Raw genomic sequence first — 20690 nt, 5'->3', positions numbered from 1 at the left:
ACAATAAAACGGGAGGACACCATGAAGCTGGCAGCCGCACTGATCGGGATGTCGTTGCTGATGCTCGCCGGCGGCAGCGCCCATGCCGAAGGCAGCGACGAGATCCGCATCGGGCAGACCCTGCCCTACAGCGGCCCGGCCTCCGGCTTCGGCGCGATCGGACGGACGCAGGAAGCGTTCTTCGAGAAGGTCAATGCCGAAGGCGGCATCAACGGCCGCAAGGTCAAGTTCATCACGCTGGACGACGCCTATTCGCCGCCGAAGACCGTCGAGCAGACCCGCAAGCTGGTGGAGCAAGAAGAGGTGCTGATGATGTTCGGCTCGCTCGGCACCGCCACCAACAGCGCCGTGCAGCGCTATCTCAACGCCAAGAAAGTGCCGCAGCTGTTCGTGCTCTCCGGCGCCACCAAATGGGCCGATCCGCAGAAGAACCCGTGGACCATGCCGGGCATGGCGGCCTACGAATCCGAGGGCGTGGTCTATGCCAAATACATTTTGCAGGCCAAGCCCAACGCCAGGATCGCGATCCTCTCGCAGAACGACGATTTCGGCCGCGACTATGTCGCCGGCTTCAAGCGAGCGCTCGGGCCTAAGGCCGCAAGCATGATCATCGCGGAAGCGAGCTACGAGACCAGCGCGCCGACGATCAGCTCGCAACTCTCGACCTTGAAGGCCTCGGGCGCCAACGTGCTGTTCGGCGTCGTGCTCGGCAAGTTCACCTCGCAAATGGTCAAGGGCGTGGCCGAGATCGGCTGGAAGCCGGAGCTGTTCTTCGTGCCGACCTCGGCGTCGTCGATCTCTTTCCTGGAACCGGCAGGGCTCGACAACGCGGTCGGCCTGATCTCGTCGAGCAATCAGAAGGACACGATGGACCCGCAATGGGTCGACGATCCCGGCGTGAAGGAATACTTCGCCTTCATGAAGCGCTACATGCCGGCCGCGGACCTCTCCAACTCCAACTACGCCGCGGGCTATCACTATGCCACGCTGCTGATGACGGTGCTGAAGGGGTGCAAGGATGATATCAGCCGCGACAACATCATGCGCCAGGCGGCCTCGTTGAAGGATGTGAAGCTGCCGCTGCTGCTGCCGGGAATGGCGGTTACGACCGGCCCCGACGACTATCTGCCGTTCCAGCAGCTTCAGCTCCGGCGCTTCAATGGCAAGAGCTGGGTCGGCTTCGGCGACGTGCTGGATGATCGCTAGACGAGCGGGATGAGGAGACGCCATGATCATCAGCGGCGAACGCCAGATCAGCTATGACGACATCCGGGCTCGGATCAGGCGGGCGATGAGCGGCTTCCGCGCCCTGGGGCTTGCCGAGGCCGCGCCGGTCGCGATGATGCTGCGCAACGATTTCGCTCTGTTCGAGGTGGTTGCGGCCTCGGCCGCGCTGGGCAGTCCGGTGGTGCCGATCAACTGGCATTTGAAGGCCGAGGAGGTCCGTTACATCCTGGCCGACAGCGGGGCGAAGATCCTGGTCTGCCACGCGGATTTGCTGCCGCAGATCCGCGACGGCGTACCGGCGGATGTCCTTCTCCTGGTCGTCGCGACGCCGCCCGAACTCGCAGCGACCTTTTCGATCCCTGGGGAACTGACCGAGATCCCGGTGGGACTGACCGATTGGGACCGCTGGCGCGACGACCATCCGCAAGCGCAGGAGCCGCCGCGGCGGGCCGCAGCGATGATTTATACATCCGGCACCACGGGCATGCCGAAGGGCGTGCGGCGCATGCCGATGCAGCCCGAACAGGCGGCCGCCTCCGAACGCGTGGGCGGGATCGCCTATGGCATCAAGCCGCGGGAAGACCAAATCGTGCTGATCAACGGCCCGATGTATCACTCGGCGCCGCATTCCTACGGCATGCTGGCGTTCCGCAGCGCTTGCACCATCATCCTCCAGGCGCGGTTCGATGCCGAGGAGCTGCTGGCGCTGATCGAGCGCCACCGCGTCACGCACATTCACATGGTACCGACCATGTTCGTCCGGCTGCTGCGGTTGCCCGAAGCGGTCAGGCAGCGCTACGACCTGTCGTCGCTGCGTTTCGTCGTGCACGGCGCCGCCCCCTGCCCGCCGGACGTCAAGCGCGCCATGATCGACTGGTGGGGACCGGTCATCAACGAATATTTCGGCTCCACCGAGACCGGGATCCCGGTGTGGCACTCGGCCGAGGAAGCACTGAAGAAGCCTGGCACGGTCGGCCGCCCCATCGAAGGCGGCATCGTCAGGATCTTCCGCGATGACGGCAGCCCGTGCGGTGCAAACGAAGTCGGCGAAATCTACATGCGCCAGACGTCAGTGCCCGATTTCGACTATCACGGCAGGTCGCAGGCAAGGGCCGAAGCCGGCCGTGACGGCCTGGTCAGCGTCGGCGACGTCGGTTATCTCGACGCGGACGGCTATCTGTTCCTGTGCGATCGCAAGCGCGACATGGTGATCTCCGGCGGCGTCAACATCTATCCCGCCGAGATCGAGAACGTGCTGATCGGAATGCCCGGCGTGCGCGACTGTGCCGTGTTCGGCATCCCCGACGCGGAATTCGGCGAACGGCTGTGCGCCTTTGTCGAGCCTGAATCGGATGCCGAGCTCTCGGCCGACGCCGTCCGATCGTTCCTGCGCGGGCGGCTTGCCAATTTCAAGGTGCCAAAGGACGTCGAATTCCGTGACGCGCTGCCGCGCGAGGCCACGGGAAAGATTCTCAAGCGCAAGCTGCGGGAGCCCTATTGGACGATGTGAGGACAGGCAACGCCGTCCGAGAGTGCGGGACCGCATAAACGGGAACGAGTGGCAATCGTTCCTGCGCCTCTCCAATATTCGGCAGATTGAAGACGCGCGCTTCCGTCGCAAATGGAAGAGCAACCAATTCGAATCTCGCCTGTTGTCGACCGGCACAATCAACAGCCGGAGAATAAAAAATGTCTCGTCTCACCATGCTCGCCGCAGCTCTGCTGCTGCTCGGATCAGCGCCTGTCAGTGCACAGTCACAGCCTGCGCAGAGCGGGCCGGGCAACAACGCCGTCAACAGCTCTGATCACAACAACTCCAACGCACCGGTCGCGGGCCGCAACAGCTTCACCGAGGGCCAGGCGAAGTCGAAGATCGAGGGCGCGGGTTATTCCAATGTTTCCGGACTGCAAAAGGACGACAACGGCGTCTGGCGCGGCAAGGCCGACAAGGCCGGGACCAAGGCGGACGTGAGCGTCGATTTCCAGGGCAACGTGAACCCCGCCAAGTAAGGAGGATGAAACATGACGACCACTATTTCTCGACTCTATGACACCTATTCGGATGCGGAACGTGCGGTCAGGCGTCTGGAGGCCGCGGGCGTGCCGCACTCCGACATCAGCATCGTCGCGAACAATTCCGATAACTGGTACGGCTCCTCCACCGGCAAGGTTGACCGTGATCGCGACGGCGTCGACGATCGCGCCGAAGGTGCCGGCACGGGTGCCGGCATCGGCGCAGGCCTCGGAAGCGCGGCCGGCCTGCTTGCCGGACTCGGCCTGCTGGCCATTCCGGGACTCGGACCGGTGGTTGCCGCCGGATGGCTGGCTTCGACCGCAGTTGGTGCCGCGGCCGGCGCCGCGACGGGCGGCATCGTTGGCGCGCTGACCGAAGCCGGCGTCTCCAAGGATGATGCGTCGCGCTACGCGGAGGGCGTCCGTCGCGGCGGAACGCTGGTATCGGCGCGGGTACCCGACCAGGACAGCACACGTCTCGATGCCCTTCTGCACGAGAAGGCCGTGAACCTGCAGGAACGGAGCGCCGCCTGGCAAAAATCCGGCTGGAACGGCTTCGATGCCGCAAGCCCGCCGTTGTCACCCGACGATGTCGGCCGTGAGCGTGAGCTGTACGGCGCCGGCACGCGGGTGAGGTAGGGATGTTCCGCTCGCCGCCACGCCAGCGGCAGTGAATCCCAAGAGCGCGAGGGAGGCTCCACCAAGGTGGAGCCTTTTTCGCGTGCCCCTCCTCGAACACCACGAGGGTGCCGCAGGTCTCTCTCAACGAGCGCATTCCGCTGAAGCAGGGCCACATGTTCTCACTGCTCGGGTAATCGGCTATTGGCCGTCTGCGAAACAGTATAGCTTTCGACCGTAGAGGAAACGCCGCGGAGACGGCACGAGGTCGCGCATGCTGGACAGGACCAAGGACATTGTCGCATCCGCGCAAGCCTGGCTCGATGAGGTCGAGCTAACGCTGGGCGCAGCCGATAGCGCTGCGCTGGATCGTCTTTTCCTCGCCGACAGCTATTGGCGCGATGTGCTGGCACTAAGCTGGAACCTGCAAACGATCGGCGGCGGCGACTCGATCAAGCGGGAGCTGACAACGCTCGCGGCAAAGGCTGCGCCGGGCAGCTTCAAGATTGCGCCGAACCGAGCGCCACCGCGCTGGGTGACGCGTGCCGGGACCAACACTATCGAGGTGATCTTCAATTTCGAAACCGCACTGGGGCGCGGCAGCGGCATCGTCAGGCTTGTGCCCGACGCCACCGACGGCGACCGCCTGAAAGCGTGGACGCTCCTCACCGCGCTCGACGAGCTCAAGGGCTTCGAGGAGCAGCTCGGCACCTCGCGGCCGCGCGGCCAGGCCTATTCGCGCGACTTCCGTGGACCGAACTGGCTGGACTTGCGCAACGGCTCGCGCGACTACGCCGATCGCGATCCCGCCGTGCTGGTGGTCGGCGGCGGCCAGGCCGGGCTCGCGATCGCGGCGCGGCTGAAACAGTTGAACATCGACACCCTGATCGTCGATCGCGAGGCACGGATCGGGGACAATTGGCGCAAGCGCTACCACGCGCTGACCCTGCATAACCAGGTGCAGGTCAATCATTTGCCCTACATGCCGTTTCCGCCGAGCTGGCCGACCTATATCCCCAAGGACAAGCTCGCCAACTGGTTCGAAGCTTACGTCGAGGCGATGGAGCTGAACTTCTGGACCGGAACCGAATTCGAGGGCGGCGCCTACGACGATGCGAAAGACCACTGGACCGTCACACTGCGGCACACCGACGGCAGTGAGCGTATCATGCACCCGCGCCATGTGGTGATGGCGACCGGCGTCAGCGGCATCGCCAATGTGCCTGTCATTCCGACCCTGGATAACTTCAAGGGCACGCTGCTGCATTCGAGCCGCTACGAGGACGGCGAGACCTGGACAGGAAAACGCGCCATCGTCATCGGCACCGGCAATAGCGGCCACGACATCGCGCAGGATCTTCACTCCAGTGGTGCCGAAGTGACGCTGGTGCAGCGTTCACCTACGCTCGTCACCAATATCGAGCCGTCGGCCCAACTCGCTTATGCGACCTACAATGAGGGCACGCTCGAGGACAACGATCTGATCGCGACCTCGATGCCGACACCGCTCGCGAAAAAGACCCATGTGATGCTGACGGAGCAGTCGAAGGAGCTCGACAAGGAACTGCTCGACGGGTTGCGGCGCGTCGGCTTCAAGCTCGATTTCGGCGAGGCCGGCACCGGCTGGCAGTTCAAATATCTCACCCGTGGCGGCGGCTATTATTTCAATGTCGGCTGCTCCAACCTCATCATCGAGGGCGCGATCAAGCTCAGGCAGTTTTCCGACATCGAGAGCTTCGTCACCGAGGGCGTTCGCATGAAGGACGGCACAACCCTTTCGGCCGACCTGATCGTGCTCTCGACCGGTTACAAGACACAGGAATATCTGGTGCAGAAACTGTTCGGCGACGCCGTCGCCGACCGGGTCGGCCCGATCTGGGGCTTTGGCGACGGCCTCGAGCTGCGTAACATGTATACGCGCACCAGGCAGCCCGGCCTCTGGTTCATCGCCGGCAGCCTCGCGCAATGCCGGATCAACTCGAAATATCTGGCGCTGCAGATCAAGGCGATCGAGGAAGGGATTTTGGGGCAGGCTGGAGCGGCAGCGGCGAGCACCGCTTGAACAACACCGTAGAAGCAGTGTCGCACCACGATAACGAACAAGAGGAGAATTCATGCCAGCCATTCTCGGCACCGGCGAGCACCGCTACCGCGTCGTTGAAAACTTCGCAAAGCTGCCGGACGGATGGCAGCTCACCGACGTCGCCTCGGTCGCGGTCGACAGCAAGGACCGCGTCTACGTCTTCAACCGCGGGGCCCATCCGATGGTCGTGCTGGACCGCGAGGGCAATTTCTTGCGAAGTTGGGGCGAAGGCCTGTTCTCGCGCGCCCACGGCCTGCACATCGATGCCGACGACAATCTCTATTGCACCGATGACGGCGACCACACCGTGCGCAAGTGCACCACCGACGGCAAGGTGCTGCTGACGATCGGCATCCCCGAGAAACCGTCGCCGTTCATGAGCGGCGATCCCTTCCACCGCTGCACCCACACCGCGCTGTCGCCGAAGGGTGAAATCTACGTCTCCGACGGCTATGGCAATGCGCGCGTGCACAAATTCACGCCCGGCGGCAAGCTGATGACAAGCTGGGGCGAACCCGGCACCGATCCCGGCCAGTTCAACATCGTGCACAACATCGCCACCGACGCCGACGGCTTTGTCTATGTCGCCGACCGCGAGAACCACCGCGTGCAGGTGTTCGACGGCAACGGCAAGTACGAGACGCAGTGGAACAATCTGCACCGCCCTTGTGCGCTATGCTGTTGCGGTGGGGCTAAGAGCCCGACCTTCGTCATCGGGGAACTCGGCCCTGGCCTGGCCGTCAACCGCAAGGTGCCCAATCTCGGCCCGCGGCTCTCGATCGTGGACGCCAAGGGCAACCGCATCGCGCGGCTCGGTGGCGAGGAAGGCCCGGGCGTTGCGAGCGGCAAGTTCCTGGCGCCGCACGGCATCGCACTGGATTCCAGGGGCGACATCTATGTCGGCGAGGTCGGCGTCACCGACTGGAAGACCAGCTTTCCGGACGAGGAGATGCCGGCCGTGGTGCGCGCGACGCGATGTTTGCAGAAGCTGGAGCGCGTGCGGGAGTAGCTGCCTCGGCACATCCACGTCGCGCTGTCAGGATGACGCTGCCTCAACGGCCTCGGACTTGGAAATCACAGCGTTTTGCGCGCTTTGCCACCCCCCGGCCGCATTGCTTGTGCCGGAATAAGTCGCTCAACGGGCTTCACAATCCCGTCACGCTGCATGTAGTATGTCAGTTACGTGCTGCTTCGCAGCGTACATTGGAGGCCAGGAGCGTTACTTGAACGCACATGTCTCGCAAGGCCATTGGCCGGTGTTGGTGCTGAATGCGGACTTCCGGCCGCTGAGTTACTACCCACTGTCTTTGTGGTCGTGGCAGGACGCGATCAAGGCGGTATTCCTCGACCGCGTCAACATCGTCGCGCATTACGATCAGGCGGTCCATAGCCCCACGCTGCAAATGCAGCTGCCGAGCGTCGTCTCGCTCAAATCCTTCGTCAAGCCGACCACCCACCCTGCCTTCACCCGATTTAACGTCTTCCTGCGCGATCGTTTCGCCTGCCAATATTGCGGCTCGCCCGAAGACCTCACCTTCGACCACATCATCCCGCGCAGCAAAGGCGGCCAGACCACCTGGGAGAACGTGGTCGCGGCGTGCTCCCCCTGCAATTTGCGCAAGGGCAATCTGACGCCGGTGCAGGCCAAGATGTTTCCACGCCAGCACGCCTTCGCGCCGACCGTGCACCAGCTCCACCGTAACGGCCGCCTGTTCCCGCCGAACTATCTGCACGACAGTTGGCTGGATTATCTCTACTGGGATACGGAGCTGGATCCGTAACGTCGGCGTGCAGGCCCTCGGCAATCCATCGTTGACTCGCGCCGCCCAACGCCGGGAGAGATCAGCGAGCTTCTATCTGCGCGCCTGCTCCAGATCGATCTGATAGACGGAAATCCGGTCGATCTCGAATGCGACGGTAGGCGGCGACTCCGCGTCGACCGGACCGACGCCGAGAAAGAATTTGGATCCGATCGCGAGATTGACGATCATGTACATGGGATCGTCGAAACCGATCGGCACCTTGATGTCGGACACCGGTCTGCGGTCGATGAAATAGACCAGGCGATCCTCCTCCCACAGCACACCGTAAGTGTGGAATGCGCTCGACGCGTCGCCGACCGCGAAGTCGAAGCCGCAGGACTGAATCTTCTGGGTCGAGGGAATCCGCCAATGCGTCGTCATCACGAGATCGCCCGGCTTTTCGCCGCGGCCTTCCAGCACGTCCACCTCCGGCGGCCAGCCACCGTCATCCGCCAGCATCCAGAACGCCGGCCACACTGCGTGCCCGACCGGCACCTTGGCGCGGATCTCGAAATAGCCGTGCTTCTGCGCGAACGTGCCCTGGGTCGTCAGTATCCCGGAGATGTACTCGTTGTCGAACAGCACCGGCTTCAACCCCGGCGGGGTACGGCTGGCGACGATCGACAGCACGCCGTCCTTGACCTTGAACGGATCGAGCCCGAGCGGCGCCGCGTTGCGCCCCGCATAGCGCGGATCGACATAGATCTGTTGCTCGCCATTGGCGCTGGTCTTGCGCTTGAAGTCGGAGCCGTCGCCGCCCCAGTAACGCGCCTCCGGCCAGGCCGCGCCGCCGGCGTAATGCGGCACCCAGCGTCCGTTTGCCAGCGGATGCTCGTCAAAATCCTCGTTGAAGGTCCGGCGTAGCGGCAAGAAGACCAGCGAGGCCGGATTGACCTTCTCCAGCCGACGGCACTCGATGGTGGAGGGATCGGTCGTGACCTGCAGCGACATGCTCATCGGGGCACCGTCGAGATCGTCCTGCGCGATGGCCGGCGCGGGCACAACGCAGAGACCGATCGCAGCCAGAGCGCCCCTCGTCCAACGCTCGATCATCACCGCACTTCGAAGACGCCAGAGGAAAGGCCAAGGTTAGCTTACTCATATCGGAACCGGCAAGAGCGGGCCGGCGACCGCGCGCCAATTCAGGAGCGCCGCTTGCACACGCGATCCAGATTTTCGTGCACTTAGAAAAATTGGGACGCCTAGGCAGCGCTCGGAAGGCGAGCGGCAGGCTCCTGCCGGGACGGAACTCGGGGCGCCGGCATCCGTTCAGAGTCGAGGCCGGATGTCGCGCGGGCGCCAGTTGTCCGCGACAGACATATCCGGTCCCGCCACAGCACGAGGGGAGAATAGTCATGGCCACAAGCGAGACGGATCACGTCTACAAGATCCTGGAACTGGTCGGATCGTCCGAGACGTCGATCGAGGATGCGATCAAGAACGCGGTCAGCCGGGCCGCAAAGACCGTTCGCGAGATGAAATGGTTCGAGGTGGTGCAAACGCGCGGCCATATCGAGAACGGTGCCGTGCGCCACTACCAGGTGACGCTGCGGGTCGGCTTCACGCTGGATGAGTGAGGCAGAAAGGCCCGGCGCGCGGGGTCAGCCTGGTTAGCTCGACGATAGCCCGTCAATTGTCGAGGATTGTTCCGACCGGAAGCGCACAATCCGCACGGAAGTTGCAACAGCCCGTTAAGGCCAAAGTGAGAGGTTTGCGCCGAAATGGAGCAAGCCTGATGACCACGGGCCGCGAACTCGGAAAGACGCGCCTTCCGCTCTGGGCAGCGGGTTTCGTCATCCTGACCTGCTTCGCCATCCTCGGCTTGAGCGCCTGGCGTGAATGGGAAACACGCAATGCCGATCTCAAGAACGCCGAGATCGACGTCGCCAATCTGGCGCATTCGCTGATCCAGCACGCGGACGACACCTTCGAACTCGTTGATACAATCCTCGTAGGCCTGGTCCACCGGCTCGAAATCGACGGGACGGGTCCGGACACGATCACCAAGCTTCAGGCCTATCTGCCGACACGAAAATCATCGGACCGGATCCGCGGCATCTTCGTTTATGACGCGAGCGGGCAGTGGCTTGCCACGACCGAGCGGCTCGACTTCTCCAAGCTCAACAACAGCGACCGCGAATATTTCCAGCGTCATCGGCACTCGCCGGAGATGGGCACGCTGATCGGACCGCCCGTGAAGAGTCGAGCCGGGGGCCAATGGGTCGTCACCGCGTCCCGCCGGATCAACGATGCCGACGGCGGCTTCGCCGGCGTTGCCCTGCTCACGATCGACGTCGGCTATTTCGTCAAGTTCTACGAGCGGTTCGACATCGGTACGAACGGCTCGGCATCGCTGCTCAACGATAGCGGCATCATGCTGGCGCGCAGCCGCGACGACAGTGGCGCCTTTGTCGGACGCGACCTGTCCAATGCGCCCTTGTTCAAGGGATGGGAAAGTCGCCCCGCCGCAGCAGTCTACTATTTCAAGTCGCCGCTCGATGGCGTCCAGCGGCTGAGCTATTACCAACGCAGCAGCCGCTATCCCCTAATGGTGCTGGCGAGCAAGTCGCGGGACGACGTGCTGGCGCCGTGGCGGCAAGCCGCGGCTGCGCGCACCACCTTCGTCCTCGGCCTTGTGCTGCTGATCGCGGTGATCGGCTTCTACCTGGTCCGTCAGCTCGTACAGCGGCAGCGCACGGCCCAGGCCCTCGTCGTCAACGAAGCAAACTTCCGCCTGTTGGCCGAGCAATCCAGCGACATGGTGACCCGGATCGGGCTGGACAACCGGCTGCTCTACGTTTCCCCCTCGTGCGTACGCATCACGGGCTGGTCCTCCGACGAGCTGCTATCCACCTCGGCCCTGGCCGGCATTCACGCCGACGACATGGAGCGGGTCGAGCAGGCTATCGCCGCGCTTAAGAATGGCGAGGCCGAGGAGACGCGGTTCGTCTATCGCCACCGTCATCGCGACAAGGGCGAGATTTGGGCGGAGGCGGCGTTGCACGTGACCCTGGCGTCGGACAGCGGTGAGATCGACGGCGTCGTCGCGGTGGTGCGCGACATCACCGAGCAGAAGGATCTTCAGGACAAGCTCGCCTCGCTTGCAACGACCGACGGCCTCACCGGACTCGTCAACCGGCGCGCGTTCGACGAGCGCCTCGCCGAGGAATGGGCCCGGGCCCGGCGCGATGGCACGCAGCTCTCGCTCCTGCTGATCGATGTCGATCATTTCAAGAAGTTCAACGACCAATACGGGCATCTGGCGGGCGACGGATGCCTGCGCGCGCTGGGCCGGATCCTATCAACCCACACCAAGCGCCAGGCCGACGTCGCGGCGCGCTACGGTGGCGAAGAATTCGCCGTGCTGTTGCCGAACACCGGTCCCGAGGGCTGCGCCGAGGTCGGCGAAGGGATTCGCAAGGCTCTGCACGATCTCGCCATGCCGCATGCGCAAAGTCCCCCCTCGCGCCTGGTGACCGCAAGCGTTGGCGGCGCGACGAGTCTGCCGTCCCAAACCACGGCGGACTGCAGCACGCTGGTCGGCGCCGCCGACCGCGCGCTCTACGCCGCCAAGGACAACGGCCGTGACCGGCTGGTGATGTCGGGACAGGTCGTTCCCTGGCCCGCCAGGAGCGCGTGACGGATCGACCGCTGGCCCGATTTGTTGCCTGCGCTCCAGCGCGGTATGGCTTGGATCACGGCCGGATGTTCGGCCAATCCGAGAGTGCTGCGGTGACCGGTCAAATCAAACTCGTCCTCTTCGACATGGACAATGTCCTCTGCGACTACGACACGGCAAAGCGTGTCGCATGGCTGGCGAAGGTTGCGGGGACCACGAGCGAATCCGTCCACAAGGCGATCTGGGACAGCGGCTTCGAGCTGCTCGGCGATTCCTGCACACTCGATGCCGCGGACTATTTGCGGGGTTTCGGCGACCGCATCGGCTATCCGCTGTCACTGGACGAGTGGATCGAGGCGCGACGCCGTTCAATGCAGGCCGATCGTGCCATGCTGGAGATTGTCGGCAGCTTGCGTCAAACCGTCGACATTGCCGTCCTGACCAACAACACGACGCTGGTCGCCGACCATATCGCAGCGCTGCTGCCGGAATTGCCACCGCTGTTCGGCTCGCGAATCTACGCCTCGGCCCGGTTCAAGACGGCGAAGCCGGACCCGCGCTGCTTCCGCCTCTGTCTGTCGGAGCTCGACGTCAAACCGGAGAACGTCCTGTTCGTCGACGATCTCATGGCCAATGTCGCCGGTGCGCGAGAGGCGGGCCTGTTCGCGCATCACCACACCTCGGTTGAGGCTTTCAGGCGGGCCCTGTCGGAGCACGGCCTGCTTCACGCATGAATGCGCGATCCGCTTTTCCCGGCGTCAGGCGAGATGGCACGCCACAAAGTGCCCGCCTGCTCCCTCCTTCAGCTCCGGTGCGCTTTCCGCGCAACGCGGCTGGGCGATAGGACAGCGGGTGTGGAAGTGGCAGCCCGACGGCGGCTTCATCGGGCTCGGAACGTCGCCCTTGAGGCGGATGCGCTCGCGCTTGAGCTTGGGATCGGGCACCGGCACCGCCGATAACAGCGCCCTCGTGTAGGGATGCTGCGGATTGCGGTAGAGGTCGCTGGCCTTGGCGAGCTCGACGATACGGCCAAGATACATCACCGCGACCCGGTCGGAGATGTGCTCGACCACCGACAAATCGTGCGCAACGAAGAGATAGGTGAGGTTCAGCTCCGCCTGGAGATCTTCCAGCAAGTTGATGACCTGCGCCTGGATCGAGACGTCGAGCGCAGACACCGGTTCGTCGCAGACGATCAGTTTCGGCTCGACCGCGAGCGCACGCGCGATCACGATGCGCTGGCGCTGACCGCCGGAGAATTCATGCGGATAGCGGCGCATGTGCTCGGCCTTGAGCCCGACCTTCACCAGCAGGCTCGCGACGCGATCCTCACGCTCCTTGGCGGATGAGCCGAGCTTATGGATGACGAGGGCTTCGCCGAGGATGGCGCCGACCGTCATGCGCGGATTGAGGGAGGCGAACGGGTCCTGGAACACAAGCTGCATGTTCCGCCGCATCGCGCGCAAATCGTTGCCGCCGAGCTGGCGGACATCCTGACCGTCGAACACGACCTCGCCGTCGGTCGGTTCGATCAGGCGCAGCACGCAGCGTCCCGTCGTCGACTTTCCGCAGCCGGATTCGCCGACGAGGCCGAGCGTCTCGCCGCGGTTGACCGAGAACGAGACCCCATCGACGGCATAAACGCTGCCGACCTGGCGCGACAACAGGCCGCCATGCACGGGAAAATATTTCTTCAGGCCGCTGACGCGGAGCAGGGGCTCGGTCATGCTGCGCCTCCCAACTGCGTATCTCCCAGATGACAGGCCATACGGTGGCCGGGCGCGATCTCGCGCAGCAGCGGCTCCCTCTCGGTGCAGACGCTCATGGCGTGGCGGCAGCGCGGAGCGAAGCGGCAGCCGACCGGCGGATTGATCAGGATCGGCACCGAGCCGCCGATCGCCTCCAGCCGCACCTTGTGCTCGCTGGCGAGATCGATGCGCGGGATCGAGCGGATCAGTCCCTGGGTATAGGGATGGCCGGGATTGCCAAAGAGGTCGTCGACGGGCGCCTCCTCCACCACCTTGCCGGCATACATCACGACGACGCGTTGCGCGGTCTCGGCGACGACGCCCATGGCATGGGTGATCAGCATCACCGCCATGCCGAAGCGTTCCTTCATGTCCTGGAGCAGGTCGAGGATCTGCGCCTGAATAGTGACGTCGAGGGCCGTGGTGGGCTCGTCGGCGATGATCAGTTTCGGCTTGCAGGCGAGAGCCATCGCGATCATCACACGCTGGCGCATGCCGCCGGAGAACTGATGCGGATAGTTGTGCACGCGGCCTTCGGCGTTGGGAATCTGCACCAGCTTGAGCATCTCGATGGTGCGATCGAGCGCCTGTTTCCTGGTGACATTCTCATGGCGGCGCAGGCTTTCGGCGATCTGCTCGCCGATGGTCAGCACCGGATTGAGCGAGGTCATCGGCTCCTGGAAGATGAAGCCGATCTCCTTGGCGCGGATCTCGTCGAGCTGACTGCTCGTCAGCGGCACGAGATCGCGGCCCTCGAAGATGATCTCGCCTGCCGCGATGCGGCCCGGCGGCATCGCGATCAGCTTCAGGATCGACATCGCGGTGACGGTCTTGCCGCAACCGGATTCGCCGACGACGCAGAGCGTCTCGCCGCGGTTGATGGAGATGTCGACACCGTCGACCGCCTGGAGGATGCCGTCGTCGGTGGAGAAGTGGGTTTTCAGTCCCTTGATCTCGAGCAGCGGCGCCATCAGATCACCCGCCGCGCATCGAGCGCGTCACGCAGGCCGTCGCCGATAAAATTGATGGCGACCACTGCGATGAAGATCGCGCCGCCCGGGAACAGCGCCCAGTGCGGGCCGATGTCGAGAAAGTCTTTCGCGTCATAAAGCAGCCGGCCCCAGGTCGGCGTATCCGGCGGGAAGCCGAGGCCGAGGAAGGACAGCGTCGATTCCGCGATGATGGCTGCGGCCACGTCGATGGTGCCGGCGATGATCACCGGACCGAGCGCATTGGGCAGGATATGGCGCACCACCTGCCGTACCGGGCTGGCTCCGAGAGCGCGCGCGGCTTCGACGAATTCCTTCTCGCGGATCGACAGGAACTGGGCGCGAACGAGGCGGGCGACCGGCATCCAGCGCAAGCCACCGATCACGAGCACGATCAGGATGAAAATGCCGCCCTCGGGGCCGAACGCTGCCTTCAGCCCGTCGCGGAAGAGATAGATCAGCAGCAGCAGCAGGGGCAATTGCGGCAGCGACAAAAAGAGATCGGTGAGCCACATCAGCCCATGGCCGAGCGCGCCGCGCGACATGCCGGCGAGCGCGCCGATCAGCACACCGACAAAGACCGAGACCAGCATCGCGGCGAGACCGACCGCGAGCGAGATGCGCCCGCCATAGATCATGCGGGCGAGGATATCCTGCCCGAGATCGTCGGTGCCAAAGGGATGGGCCAGCGACGGCCCCTGCATGCCCGCCACGATGTCGATGTCGTCGATCTTGACCCGCCAGATAAAGGGGCCGACCACCACCGCCAGGATCAGAACGAGGAGCAGGAACGCGCTGACCACGGCAAGCTTGTGGCGGCTATAGCGCCGCCACGTCTCGCGCCAGGGCGAGTAGACGCGCCGCTCAGCGGAGGGAGATGCGAGGGTCAAGCCAGCCATAAAGAACGTCCGCGATGAGATTGAACAGCACGACCAGGCACGCAAAGACGAAGGTGACGGCCATCACCACCGGCGTGTCGTTGGAAAGGATGGAGGAGATCAGCAGCGAGCCGATGCCGGGGATGCGGAAGATCTGCTCGGTGACGATGGCGCCGCCGAACACCGCCGGGATTTGCAACGCAATCAACGTGACGACCGGGATCATCGCGTTGCGCATCACATGCTTGATGATCACCCGCCTCTGGCCGATGCCCTTGGCGCGCGCGGTGGTGACGTAGTCGAGCCGGATCACGTCGAGCATCGCCGAGCGCACGAAACGCGTCATCGACGCAGCCTGGAACAGGCCGAGCACCGCCACCGGCATGATCGCCTGACGGATCATCTCCAGCACCCAGTGAATCCCCGTGCCCTTGATGTCGGTCGTGTAGACGAAAGGCAGCCAGTCCAGCGTGACCGAGAAGATCAGGATGAACAGGATGCCGGTGAAGAAGGTCGGCAGCGAGAAGCCGACAAAGGCGAGCGTGTTGGCGACCTGGTCGAACAGCGAATAAGGTTTCGTCGCGGCGTAGACCCCGACCGGGATCGCGATCAGGAGCGCAAGGATCTGCGCCGAGCCGATCACGTACAGCGTCGTTGGCAGTCGCTGGAGAATGAGCGTGTCCACGTTCATCCGGCTGACGAAGGAGAAACCCCAGTCGCCGTGCAGCATGGCGTTGAGCCAGTGCAGGTAACGAAGGTAGATCGGATCGTCGAGGCCGAACTTCGCCCGAAGCGCGAGAGCGACTTCGGGCGGCACGTTCGGATTGGTCGCTAGCTCGGAGAAGGGATCGCCCGGGGCGAGTGCGAGCACGACGAACAGCACGAGCGAAATTCCGAGCAGGCTCGGAATCGCGATCAGGAGGCGACGCAGGACATACTGGCTCATGAAGAAGGACCGCTCTAGGCGTGCGTGATCATTCTTCGCGGTACCAGTCGAACAAATTGTCGGTCTCGTTGGCCCAGCCGGAAACGACCGGGCGCAGATTGTTGGCGGCCGCCTCGACCTTCAGACGGTGCTGCACCGGGATGAAAACGATGTCGTGGTACATGAGATCATTGGCCTTGATGTAGAGCGCCGCGCGCTTGACCGGATCCATTTCGCCGTCGGCGGCCAGGATGGTCGCGTCGTACTCCTTGTTGACCCAGCGCGGGAAGTTGGTGCCCTGCCACTTGTTCTCCTTGGTGGCGACGAGGTTCGAAAGGTAACGACGCATGTGCTGCGACGGATCGGGCTGGCTCAGCGGGATCTGGAACATCTCCATGTCGGCGTAGAACTTGGAATAGGTGTCGGGATTGCCGACGTCGGAGGAGAAGAACACGGAGGCGACGACCGATTTCAGCTCGACGTCGATACCCGCCTTCTGGCAGGCCTGCTTGACGATGGCCTGCGTCTTCTGGCGCGGCCCGTTGATCGCGGTCTGGTAGAGGAGCTTCAGCTTCTTGCCGTCCTTCTCGCGGATGCCGTCGGCGCCCGGCTTCCAGCCGGCGTCGTCGAGGATCTTCGAGGCCTTCTCGACGCTGAACTCCCACGAGGTGTTCTTGGACACGAATTTTTCGGGCCCGTTGAGGAAGTTGGCGGTGGTGCGGCCGGCGCGGCCGTAGATGGCCTTCTTGACCGATTCGCGATCGATCAGCAGCGAGAGCGCCTTGCGCACCGCTGGATCAGAAAACAGCGGGTGCTTGGTCTTTATCGAGGAGCGTTCGCCATCGACCTCGGTGTTGGGATCGGTGAAGTTCAGCGCGATGAATTCGGTGTCGCCGCCGACGGCGTAGACGGTTTTTCCCTTGCCGCCCTTCTCCAGGCGCAGCAGCACGTCGTCCTCGACCTGAATGTTCCAGCCGAAATCATATTCGCCAGTCTGGATCACCGCGCGCGCGGCAGAGACGGCGTCGCCGCCGCCCTTCATCTCGATCGAATCGAAATAGGGGCGGTTGGCCATGTGATAATCGGGATTGATCACGCCGCGGACAAGATCGCCCGGCTTGAACTCGACGAACTTGTAGGGGCCGGTACCGACCGGCGAGAGGTTGGTCGGCGCCTCCCGCGACTTGGACCCCATATAGTCCTTGAACAGATGTTTCGGGATGATGGTATTGGGAGCCCCGACAAAAGCGTCGGCCCAGAACGGCGTCGGCTTGTTGAACAGGATGCGGACCGTGAGGTCGTCCACCTTCTCGACGGTGATGTCGCGGAGCGTCGCGATGGTCAGTGCGGAGGTCGCCGGATCCTTGGCATATTCCCAGTTGAAGACGACGTCGTCGGCCGTGAACGGCGTGCCGTCATGCCATTTGACGCCGGGCTTGAGTTTCCAGGTCACCGACTTGCCGTCGGCGGCGAGGCCACCGTTCTGGATCGAGGGAATTTCGGCGGCCAGGACCAGCTTCATGTTGCCGTCGGGATCCCAACAGGCGAGCGGCTCGTAGAACAGACGCGCGCCGTCCTGGTCCTTGGTGCCGGTGGCGAAATGCGGATTGAGCAGGGTCGGCCCCTGCCACCACAGCAGCTTGAGCGCGCCACCGCCGCCGCGCTTGGTCGGCTTGTAGGTCGAGGCGCCCTCGGCCATGGCGACGCCGCCAAGGGCGAGAATCTGGTTGGCCAAAGGCGCGGTGAGACCCACGGCGGCAAGACGCTGAATGAAGCCGCGGCGATCCATCCGCCCGTCCTTCACGTCACCGATCATCGAACGCAGTTGTTTATCCAGCATGGTTGTCCCCGTCTGGTTCCCGTATGGATGCAGGCGGTCGCGCGAGGCGACCACCGGGCTTGGCTGGCGGTAGATGGCACACCGAATGGGGTGCGCGTCAACTGCGACCGTGTGTATGCAAACGGTCTTCTGACTGTCTGTTGGGCAAAACCATATTCCGCAGCCCATCCGATCGGCAATCCAGCATCAAAACACGCTGAATTCCGCGCTGCACTGCAGAAAATTTGATCGCCGCATCAGACGAAGTATCGAGGCGAAATTCTACGCCACGGACATGTCGAGCGGCGGCGCGACGTGGTCTGGCAGCGGACAGACGTAAGGCGTCTTGGCTGTCCGCTTCTGGAGGTCAGCCGTGGCAGCCTTGATCAGCTCCGGGTCCGTCAGCGCCTTGATACCGATGCCGGCCATCGCCTTGGCGGCCTGCACCATGGCCTTGTGCGCATGCGCGCTCTTGCCCTGCGCGACCACCTGCCAGGTGTGGAAGGGCGTACCGATTGCAACCGTGGGTGCGTGGACCTGCACGGTCGGCACCACCCAGCTCACGTCGCCGACGTCGGTCGAGCCGACCAGCGGATTGCGCTTGGCATCCAGTGGCACCAGGAAGTCAGCCAGCGGCCGGTCGGTCGGCTCCATGCCGATCGCGTAATAGACCGACTCGATGTCCTTGTCGCTCAGCGTTGCGCGGATCTCCGTGGCAAAGCCCTTGTCTACGTCGTCGAAATGCGGCGGTCCGAGCTCTTCCATGACCCGATGCAGCGCCTGCTCCAGCGGCGTGTTCGGCAGGATGTTGGAGACCGCGGAGATGATCTTCATCTCGACCTTGGTCTCGGTCATCAGCGCCGCGCCGTCCGCGATCTTGCTCACGCGTCCGACCAGCTCGTTCATGCCGGGCAGATCACGGGCGCGGATCGAATAGCGCACGCGCGCATGCGCCTGCACCACGTTCGGGGCGATGCCGCCGGTGTCGAGCAGCGCGTAGTGCACGCGCGCGTCGCTCGGCATGTGCTCGCGCATATAGTTCACGCCGACATTCATCAGCTCCACGGCGTCGAGCGCGGAGCGGCCGAGATGCGGCGAGGCCGCCGCATGCGAGGTACGGCCGGTGAAGATGAAATCGGCGCGGGTGTTGGCGAGTGACGGCGTCACCGCGACTTCCCAGAAGCTGTGCGGATGCCAGGTGATGGCGATGTCGGCGTCTTCGAATGCACCGGAGCGCACCATGAAGGCTTTTGCCGCGCCGCCCTCCTCCGCGGGGCAGCCGTAATAGCGCACGCGGCCCGGCACCTTGTTCTCGGCAAGCCAGTCCTTCACCGCCGTCGCGGCGAGGAGAGCTGCGGAACCCAGCAGATTGTGACCGCAGCCATGGCCGTGGCCGCCAGTCTCGACCGGACGATGCTCCGCGACGCCGGCCTCCTGGCTCAGGCCCGGGAGCGCGTCATATTCCCCCATGAAGGCAATGACCGGTCCGCCCTCGCCCCATTCGCCCATCACCGCGGTCGGAATGCCCGCGACCTGCTCGGTGATGCGGAAACCCTGATGACGCAACTCGGCGAGATGCTCGGCGGCGGATCGCGCCTCGGTGTAGCAGACTTCGGGCATGCCCCAGACCTTGTCGCTGAGGTCGATGAAACGTGCCTTGATCGTGTCGATGCCACGCCAGATGTCGCTGCGGTTGTCCATGCTTCGGCCCCGTGATCCCTCGGTCAAACGAAGCGGCAATGGTTAGCAGCTTCATTGTACCGCGCCTAGCACCTCGCCGGACAGCAGCCATGCGGCCAATGCCGGAGGCCCGCTCGACCGACCGTGCATCAAGCCTTCCCGCGCCTTTCAAAGATTTCATCCGGTGCCTCGGGAATAGTTGGGGAACGAGGCTTTCAAGACGGCCTCCTCCGGCCTAAATTATCCGTGCTTCGCGCGTCGTTCCGCTAATCGGCGGAGCGATGCTCTCAGCCAGGAGAACTCCATGCCCGCCCTGACCGAATGGAGAGTGCCACCGGCCAATCAGCCGCGTGCGAGCGATTACGGTTTCGATCTCGACCGCGCGCTCGCCTCCGTCGTCGGCCTGCATGCCATCATCCCGCCGGACGCCTTCAGCGCCGAGACACTGGGGACTGAACGCGCCGGCAACGGCGTCGTGATCGACGACGGGCTGGTGCTCACCATCGGCTACCTCATCACCGAAGCAGAGTCGGTGTGGCTGCATGTCGGAGACGGGCGCGTAGTGGAGGGACATGTGCTCGGCTTCGATGCCGTCACCGGCTTTGGCCTGGTGCAGGCGCTCGGCCAGCTCGATGTCGCCCCCTTGCCGCTCGGGATCTCGGCCGAGACCCGGCTCGGCGACCGCGTCGTGGTCGGCGGCGCCGGCGGACGCACGCGTTCGGTCGCGAGCCAGATCGTGGCCAAGCAGGAATTCGCCGGCTACTGGGAATATCTGCTGGACGAGGCCATCTTCACCCATCCCGCGCACCCGAATTGGGGCGGCACGGCGCTCCTCAACGAGCGCGGCGAGCTGATCGGCATCGGCTCGCTGCAGCTCGAACGCGAGCGCGAGGCCAAGGCCGAGCACGTCAACATGATCGTGCCGATCGACCTGTTGAAACCGATCCTGGACGATCTGCGCAAATTCGGCCGCGTCAACAAGCCGGCACGGCCGTGGCTCGGACTGTTTTCGACCGAGATCGACAACCGCGTGGTTGTGATCGGGATCTCCGCCAATGGTCCCGCCGCCCGTGCCGAGCTCAAGACCGGCGACGTCATCCTCGCGGTCGACGGCGAGAAGGTCACGAGCCAAACCGGCTTCTACAAGAAGCTGTGGGGCCTCGGCGCTGCCGGCGTCGACGTGCCGCTGACGGTACATCATGAAGGCGTCACCTTCGACGTCACGGTGACCTCGACCGATCGCTACAAGCTCTTGAAGGCGCCGAAGCTGCACTGACGATCAGAACTGA

The 20690-nt window shown here is 64.0% G+C and carries 18 protein-coding genes; 11 read left to right on the top strand and 7 right to left on the bottom strand.

What is annotated here, in order from left to right:
* Positions 1-21: 21 nt before the first annotated feature.
* The 7 genes from IVB19_RS03665 (at position 22) to IVB19_RS03635 (ending at position 7722) form a co-directional block, all read left to right on the top strand.
* Positions 22-1206 (top strand): ABC transporter substrate-binding protein, encoded by a 1185-nt coding sequence (locus tag IVB19_RS03665; RefSeq protein ID WP_018453230.1) that lies wholly within the window; start codon positions 22-24, stop codon positions 1204-1206.
* 22 nt (positions 1207-1228) lie between these two features.
* The gene (locus IVB19_RS03660) at positions 1229-2737 is read left to right on the top strand and encodes an acyl-CoA synthetase (protein ID WP_018453229.1); all 1509 of its coding nucleotides are present in this window, start codon (positions 1229-1231) and stop codon (positions 2735-2737) included.
* Positions 2738-2916: 179 nt separating this feature from the next.
* Complete coding sequence (locus IVB19_RS03655; protein ID WP_026232489.1) at positions 2917-3237, top strand: hypothetical protein; 321 nt, start codon at positions 2917-2919, stop codon at positions 3235-3237.
* Between the two features lie 12 nt (positions 3238-3249).
* Positions 3250-3879 (top strand): general stress protein, encoded by a 630-nt coding sequence (locus IVB19_RS03650; protein WP_018453227.1) that lies wholly within the window; start codon positions 3250-3252, stop codon positions 3877-3879.
* Positions 3880-4132: 253 nt separating this feature from the next.
* Positions 4133-5920, top strand: a complete 1788-nt coding sequence (locus IVB19_RS03645; RefSeq protein ID WP_247299277.1) for a flavin-containing monooxygenase — start codon at positions 4133-4135, stop codon at positions 5918-5920.
* 52 nt (positions 5921-5972) lie between these two features.
* On the top strand, positions 5973-6950 hold the full coding sequence (locus tag IVB19_RS03640) for a peptidyl-alpha-hydroxyglycine alpha-amidating lyase family protein (protein WP_018453226.1): 978 nt from the start codon (positions 5973-5975) through the stop codon (positions 6948-6950).
* Between the two features lie 214 nt (positions 6951-7164).
* Entirely contained in the window at positions 7165-7722 is a 558-nt protein-coding gene (locus IVB19_RS03635) for an HNH endonuclease (protein WP_007597381.1), read from the top strand.
* Between the two features lie 72 nt (positions 7723-7794).
* Here IVB19_RS03635 and IVB19_RS03630 read toward each other — a convergent pair whose 3' ends face one another.
* Positions 7795-8796, bottom strand: a complete 1002-nt coding sequence (locus tag IVB19_RS03630; protein ID WP_018453225.1) for a glycoside hydrolase family 16 protein — start codon at positions 8794-8796, stop codon at positions 7795-7797.
* A gap of 302 nt (positions 8797-9098) precedes the next feature.
* On the opposite strand from IVB19_RS03630, the gene IVB19_RS03625 reads away from it, so the two are divergent.
* The 3 genes from IVB19_RS03625 to IVB19_RS03615 all read left to right on the top strand — a co-directional run bounded on the left by IVB19_RS03625 (position 9099) and on the right by IVB19_RS03615 (position 12096).
* Positions 9099-9320, top strand: a complete 222-nt coding sequence (locus tag IVB19_RS03625) for a dodecin (RefSeq protein WP_018453224.1) — start codon at positions 9099-9101, stop codon at positions 9318-9320.
* Between the two features lie 158 nt (positions 9321-9478).
* Entirely contained in the window at positions 9479-11383 is a 1905-nt protein-coding gene (locus IVB19_RS03620; RefSeq protein ID WP_018453223.1) for a sensor domain-containing diguanylate cyclase, read from the top strand.
* 65 nt (positions 11384-11448) lie between these two features.
* Complete coding sequence (locus IVB19_RS03615) at positions 11449-12096, top strand: HAD family hydrolase (protein WP_026232488.1); 648 nt, start codon at positions 11449-11451, stop codon at positions 12094-12096.
* Positions 12097-12120: 24 nt separating this feature from the next.
* On the opposite strand, the gene IVB19_RS03610 is transcribed toward IVB19_RS03615, so the two are convergent.
* The 6 genes from IVB19_RS03610 to IVB19_RS03585 all read right to left on the bottom strand — a co-directional run bounded on the left by IVB19_RS03610 (position 12121) and on the right by IVB19_RS03585 (position 19422).
* Positions 12121-13089 carry an ABC transporter ATP-binding protein gene (locus tag IVB19_RS03610; protein ID WP_007597389.1) on the bottom strand — a complete coding sequence of 323 codons (969 nt, stop codon included), beginning with the start codon at positions 13087-13089 and terminating at the stop codon, positions 12121-12123.
* Positions 13086-14081: an ABC transporter ATP-binding protein gene (locus tag IVB19_RS03605; RefSeq protein WP_085350758.1), complete on the bottom strand. Its 996-nt coding sequence runs from the start codon at positions 14079-14081 to the stop codon at positions 13086-13088. The genes IVB19_RS03610 and IVB19_RS03605 overlap by 4 nt, the downstream gene beginning before the upstream one ends.
* Positions 14081-14998 carry an ABC transporter permease gene (locus IVB19_RS03600; RefSeq protein WP_007597392.1) on the bottom strand — a complete coding sequence of 306 codons (918 nt, stop codon included), beginning with the start codon at positions 14996-14998 and terminating at the stop codon, positions 14081-14083. Before IVB19_RS03600 ends, IVB19_RS03605 begins: the two co-directional genes overlap by 1 nt.
* Positions 14964-15923: an ABC transporter permease gene (locus IVB19_RS03595; RefSeq protein ID WP_007597394.1), complete on the bottom strand. Its 960-nt coding sequence runs from the start codon at positions 15921-15923 to the stop codon at positions 14964-14966. Before IVB19_RS03595 ends, IVB19_RS03600 begins: the two co-directional genes overlap by 35 nt.
* Before the next feature lie 28 nt (positions 15924-15951).
* Complete coding sequence (locus IVB19_RS03590; RefSeq protein ID WP_026232487.1) at positions 15952-17742, bottom strand: peptide ABC transporter substrate-binding protein; 1791 nt, start codon at positions 17740-17742, stop codon at positions 15952-15954.
* A 261-nt stretch (positions 17743-18003) separates the two neighbouring features.
* Positions 18004-19422 (bottom strand): M20 family metallopeptidase, encoded by a 1419-nt coding sequence (locus IVB19_RS03585; protein ID WP_018453219.1) that lies wholly within the window; start codon positions 19420-19422, stop codon positions 18004-18006.
* A 283-nt stretch (positions 19423-19705) separates the two neighbouring features.
* On the opposite strand from IVB19_RS03585, the gene IVB19_RS03580 reads away from it, so the two are divergent.
* Positions 19706-20677 carry a S1C family serine protease gene (locus IVB19_RS03580; protein ID WP_018453218.1) on the top strand — a complete coding sequence of 324 codons (972 nt, stop codon included), beginning with the start codon at positions 19706-19708 and terminating at the stop codon, positions 20675-20677.
* The last annotated feature ends 13 nt before the right edge of the window (positions 20678-20690 follow it).

The organism is Bradyrhizobium sp. 187 (genome assembly GCF_023101005.1).
GTDB classification, from domain to species: Bacteria; Pseudomonadota; Alphaproteobacteria; order Rhizobiales; family Xanthobacteraceae; genus Bradyrhizobium; species Bradyrhizobium canariense_D.
This window is presented reverse-complemented; position numbering and strand designations above follow the sequence as displayed.

Bases quoted from the DNA above. Each gene is read 5' to 3' on its own strand.
- IVB19_RS03615 (WP_026232488.1), top strand. From the start codon at position 11,449: ATGTTCGGCCAATCCGAGAGTGCTGCGGTGACCGGTCAAATCAAACTC.
- IVB19_RS03585 (WP_018453219.1), bottom strand. From the start codon at position 19,422: ATGGACAACCGCAGCGACATCTGGCGTGGCATCGACACGATCAAGGCA.
- IVB19_RS03640 (WP_018453226.1), top strand. From the start codon at position 5,973: ATGCCAGCCATTCTCGGCACCGGCGAGCACCGCTACCGCGTCGTTGAA.
- IVB19_RS03590 (WP_026232487.1), bottom strand. From the start codon at position 17,742: ATGCTGGATAAACAACTGCGTTCGATGATCGGTGACGTGAAGGACGGG.
- IVB19_RS03600 (WP_007597392.1), bottom strand. From the start codon at position 14,998: ATGGCTGGCTTGACCCTCGCATCTCCCTCCGCTGAGCGGCGCGTCTAC.
- IVB19_RS03630 (WP_018453225.1), bottom strand. From the start codon at position 8,796: ATGATCGAGCGTTGGACGAGGGGCGCTCTGGCTGCGATCGGTCTCTGC.
- IVB19_RS03650 (WP_018453227.1), top strand. From the start codon at position 3,250: ATGACGACCACTATTTCTCGACTCTATGACACCTATTCGGATGCGGAA.
- IVB19_RS03655 (WP_026232489.1), top strand. From the start codon at position 2,917: ATGTCTCGTCTCACCATGCTCGCCGCAGCTCTGCTGCTGCTCGGATCA.
- IVB19_RS03580 (WP_018453218.1), top strand. From the start codon at position 19,706: ATGCCCGCCCTGACCGAATGGAGAGTGCCACCGGCCAATCAGCCGCGT.
- IVB19_RS03660 (WP_018453229.1), top strand. From the start codon at position 1,229: ATGATCATCAGCGGCGAACGCCAGATCAGCTATGACGACATCCGGGCT.
- IVB19_RS03625 (WP_018453224.1), top strand. From the start codon at position 9,099: ATGGCCACAAGCGAGACGGATCACGTCTACAAGATCCTGGAACTGGTC.
- IVB19_RS03605 (WP_085350758.1), bottom strand. From the start codon at position 14,081: ATGGCGCCGCTGCTCGAGATCAAGGGACTGAAAACCCACTTCTCCACC.
- IVB19_RS03645 (WP_247299277.1), top strand. From the start codon at position 4,133: ATGCTGGACAGGACCAAGGACATTGTCGCATCCGCGCAAGCCTGGCTC.
- IVB19_RS03620 (WP_018453223.1), top strand. From the start codon at position 9,479: ATGACCACGGGCCGCGAACTCGGAAAGACGCGCCTTCCGCTCTGGGCA.
- IVB19_RS03665 (WP_018453230.1), top strand. From the start codon at position 22: ATGAAGCTGGCAGCCGCACTGATCGGGATGTCGTTGCTGATGCTCGCC.
- IVB19_RS03610 (WP_007597389.1), bottom strand. From the start codon at position 13,089: ATGACCGAGCCCCTGCTCCGCGTCAGCGGCCTGAAGAAATATTTTCCC.
- IVB19_RS03595 (WP_007597394.1), bottom strand. From the start codon at position 15,923: ATGAGCCAGTATGTCCTGCGTCGCCTCCTGATCGCGATTCCGAGCCTG.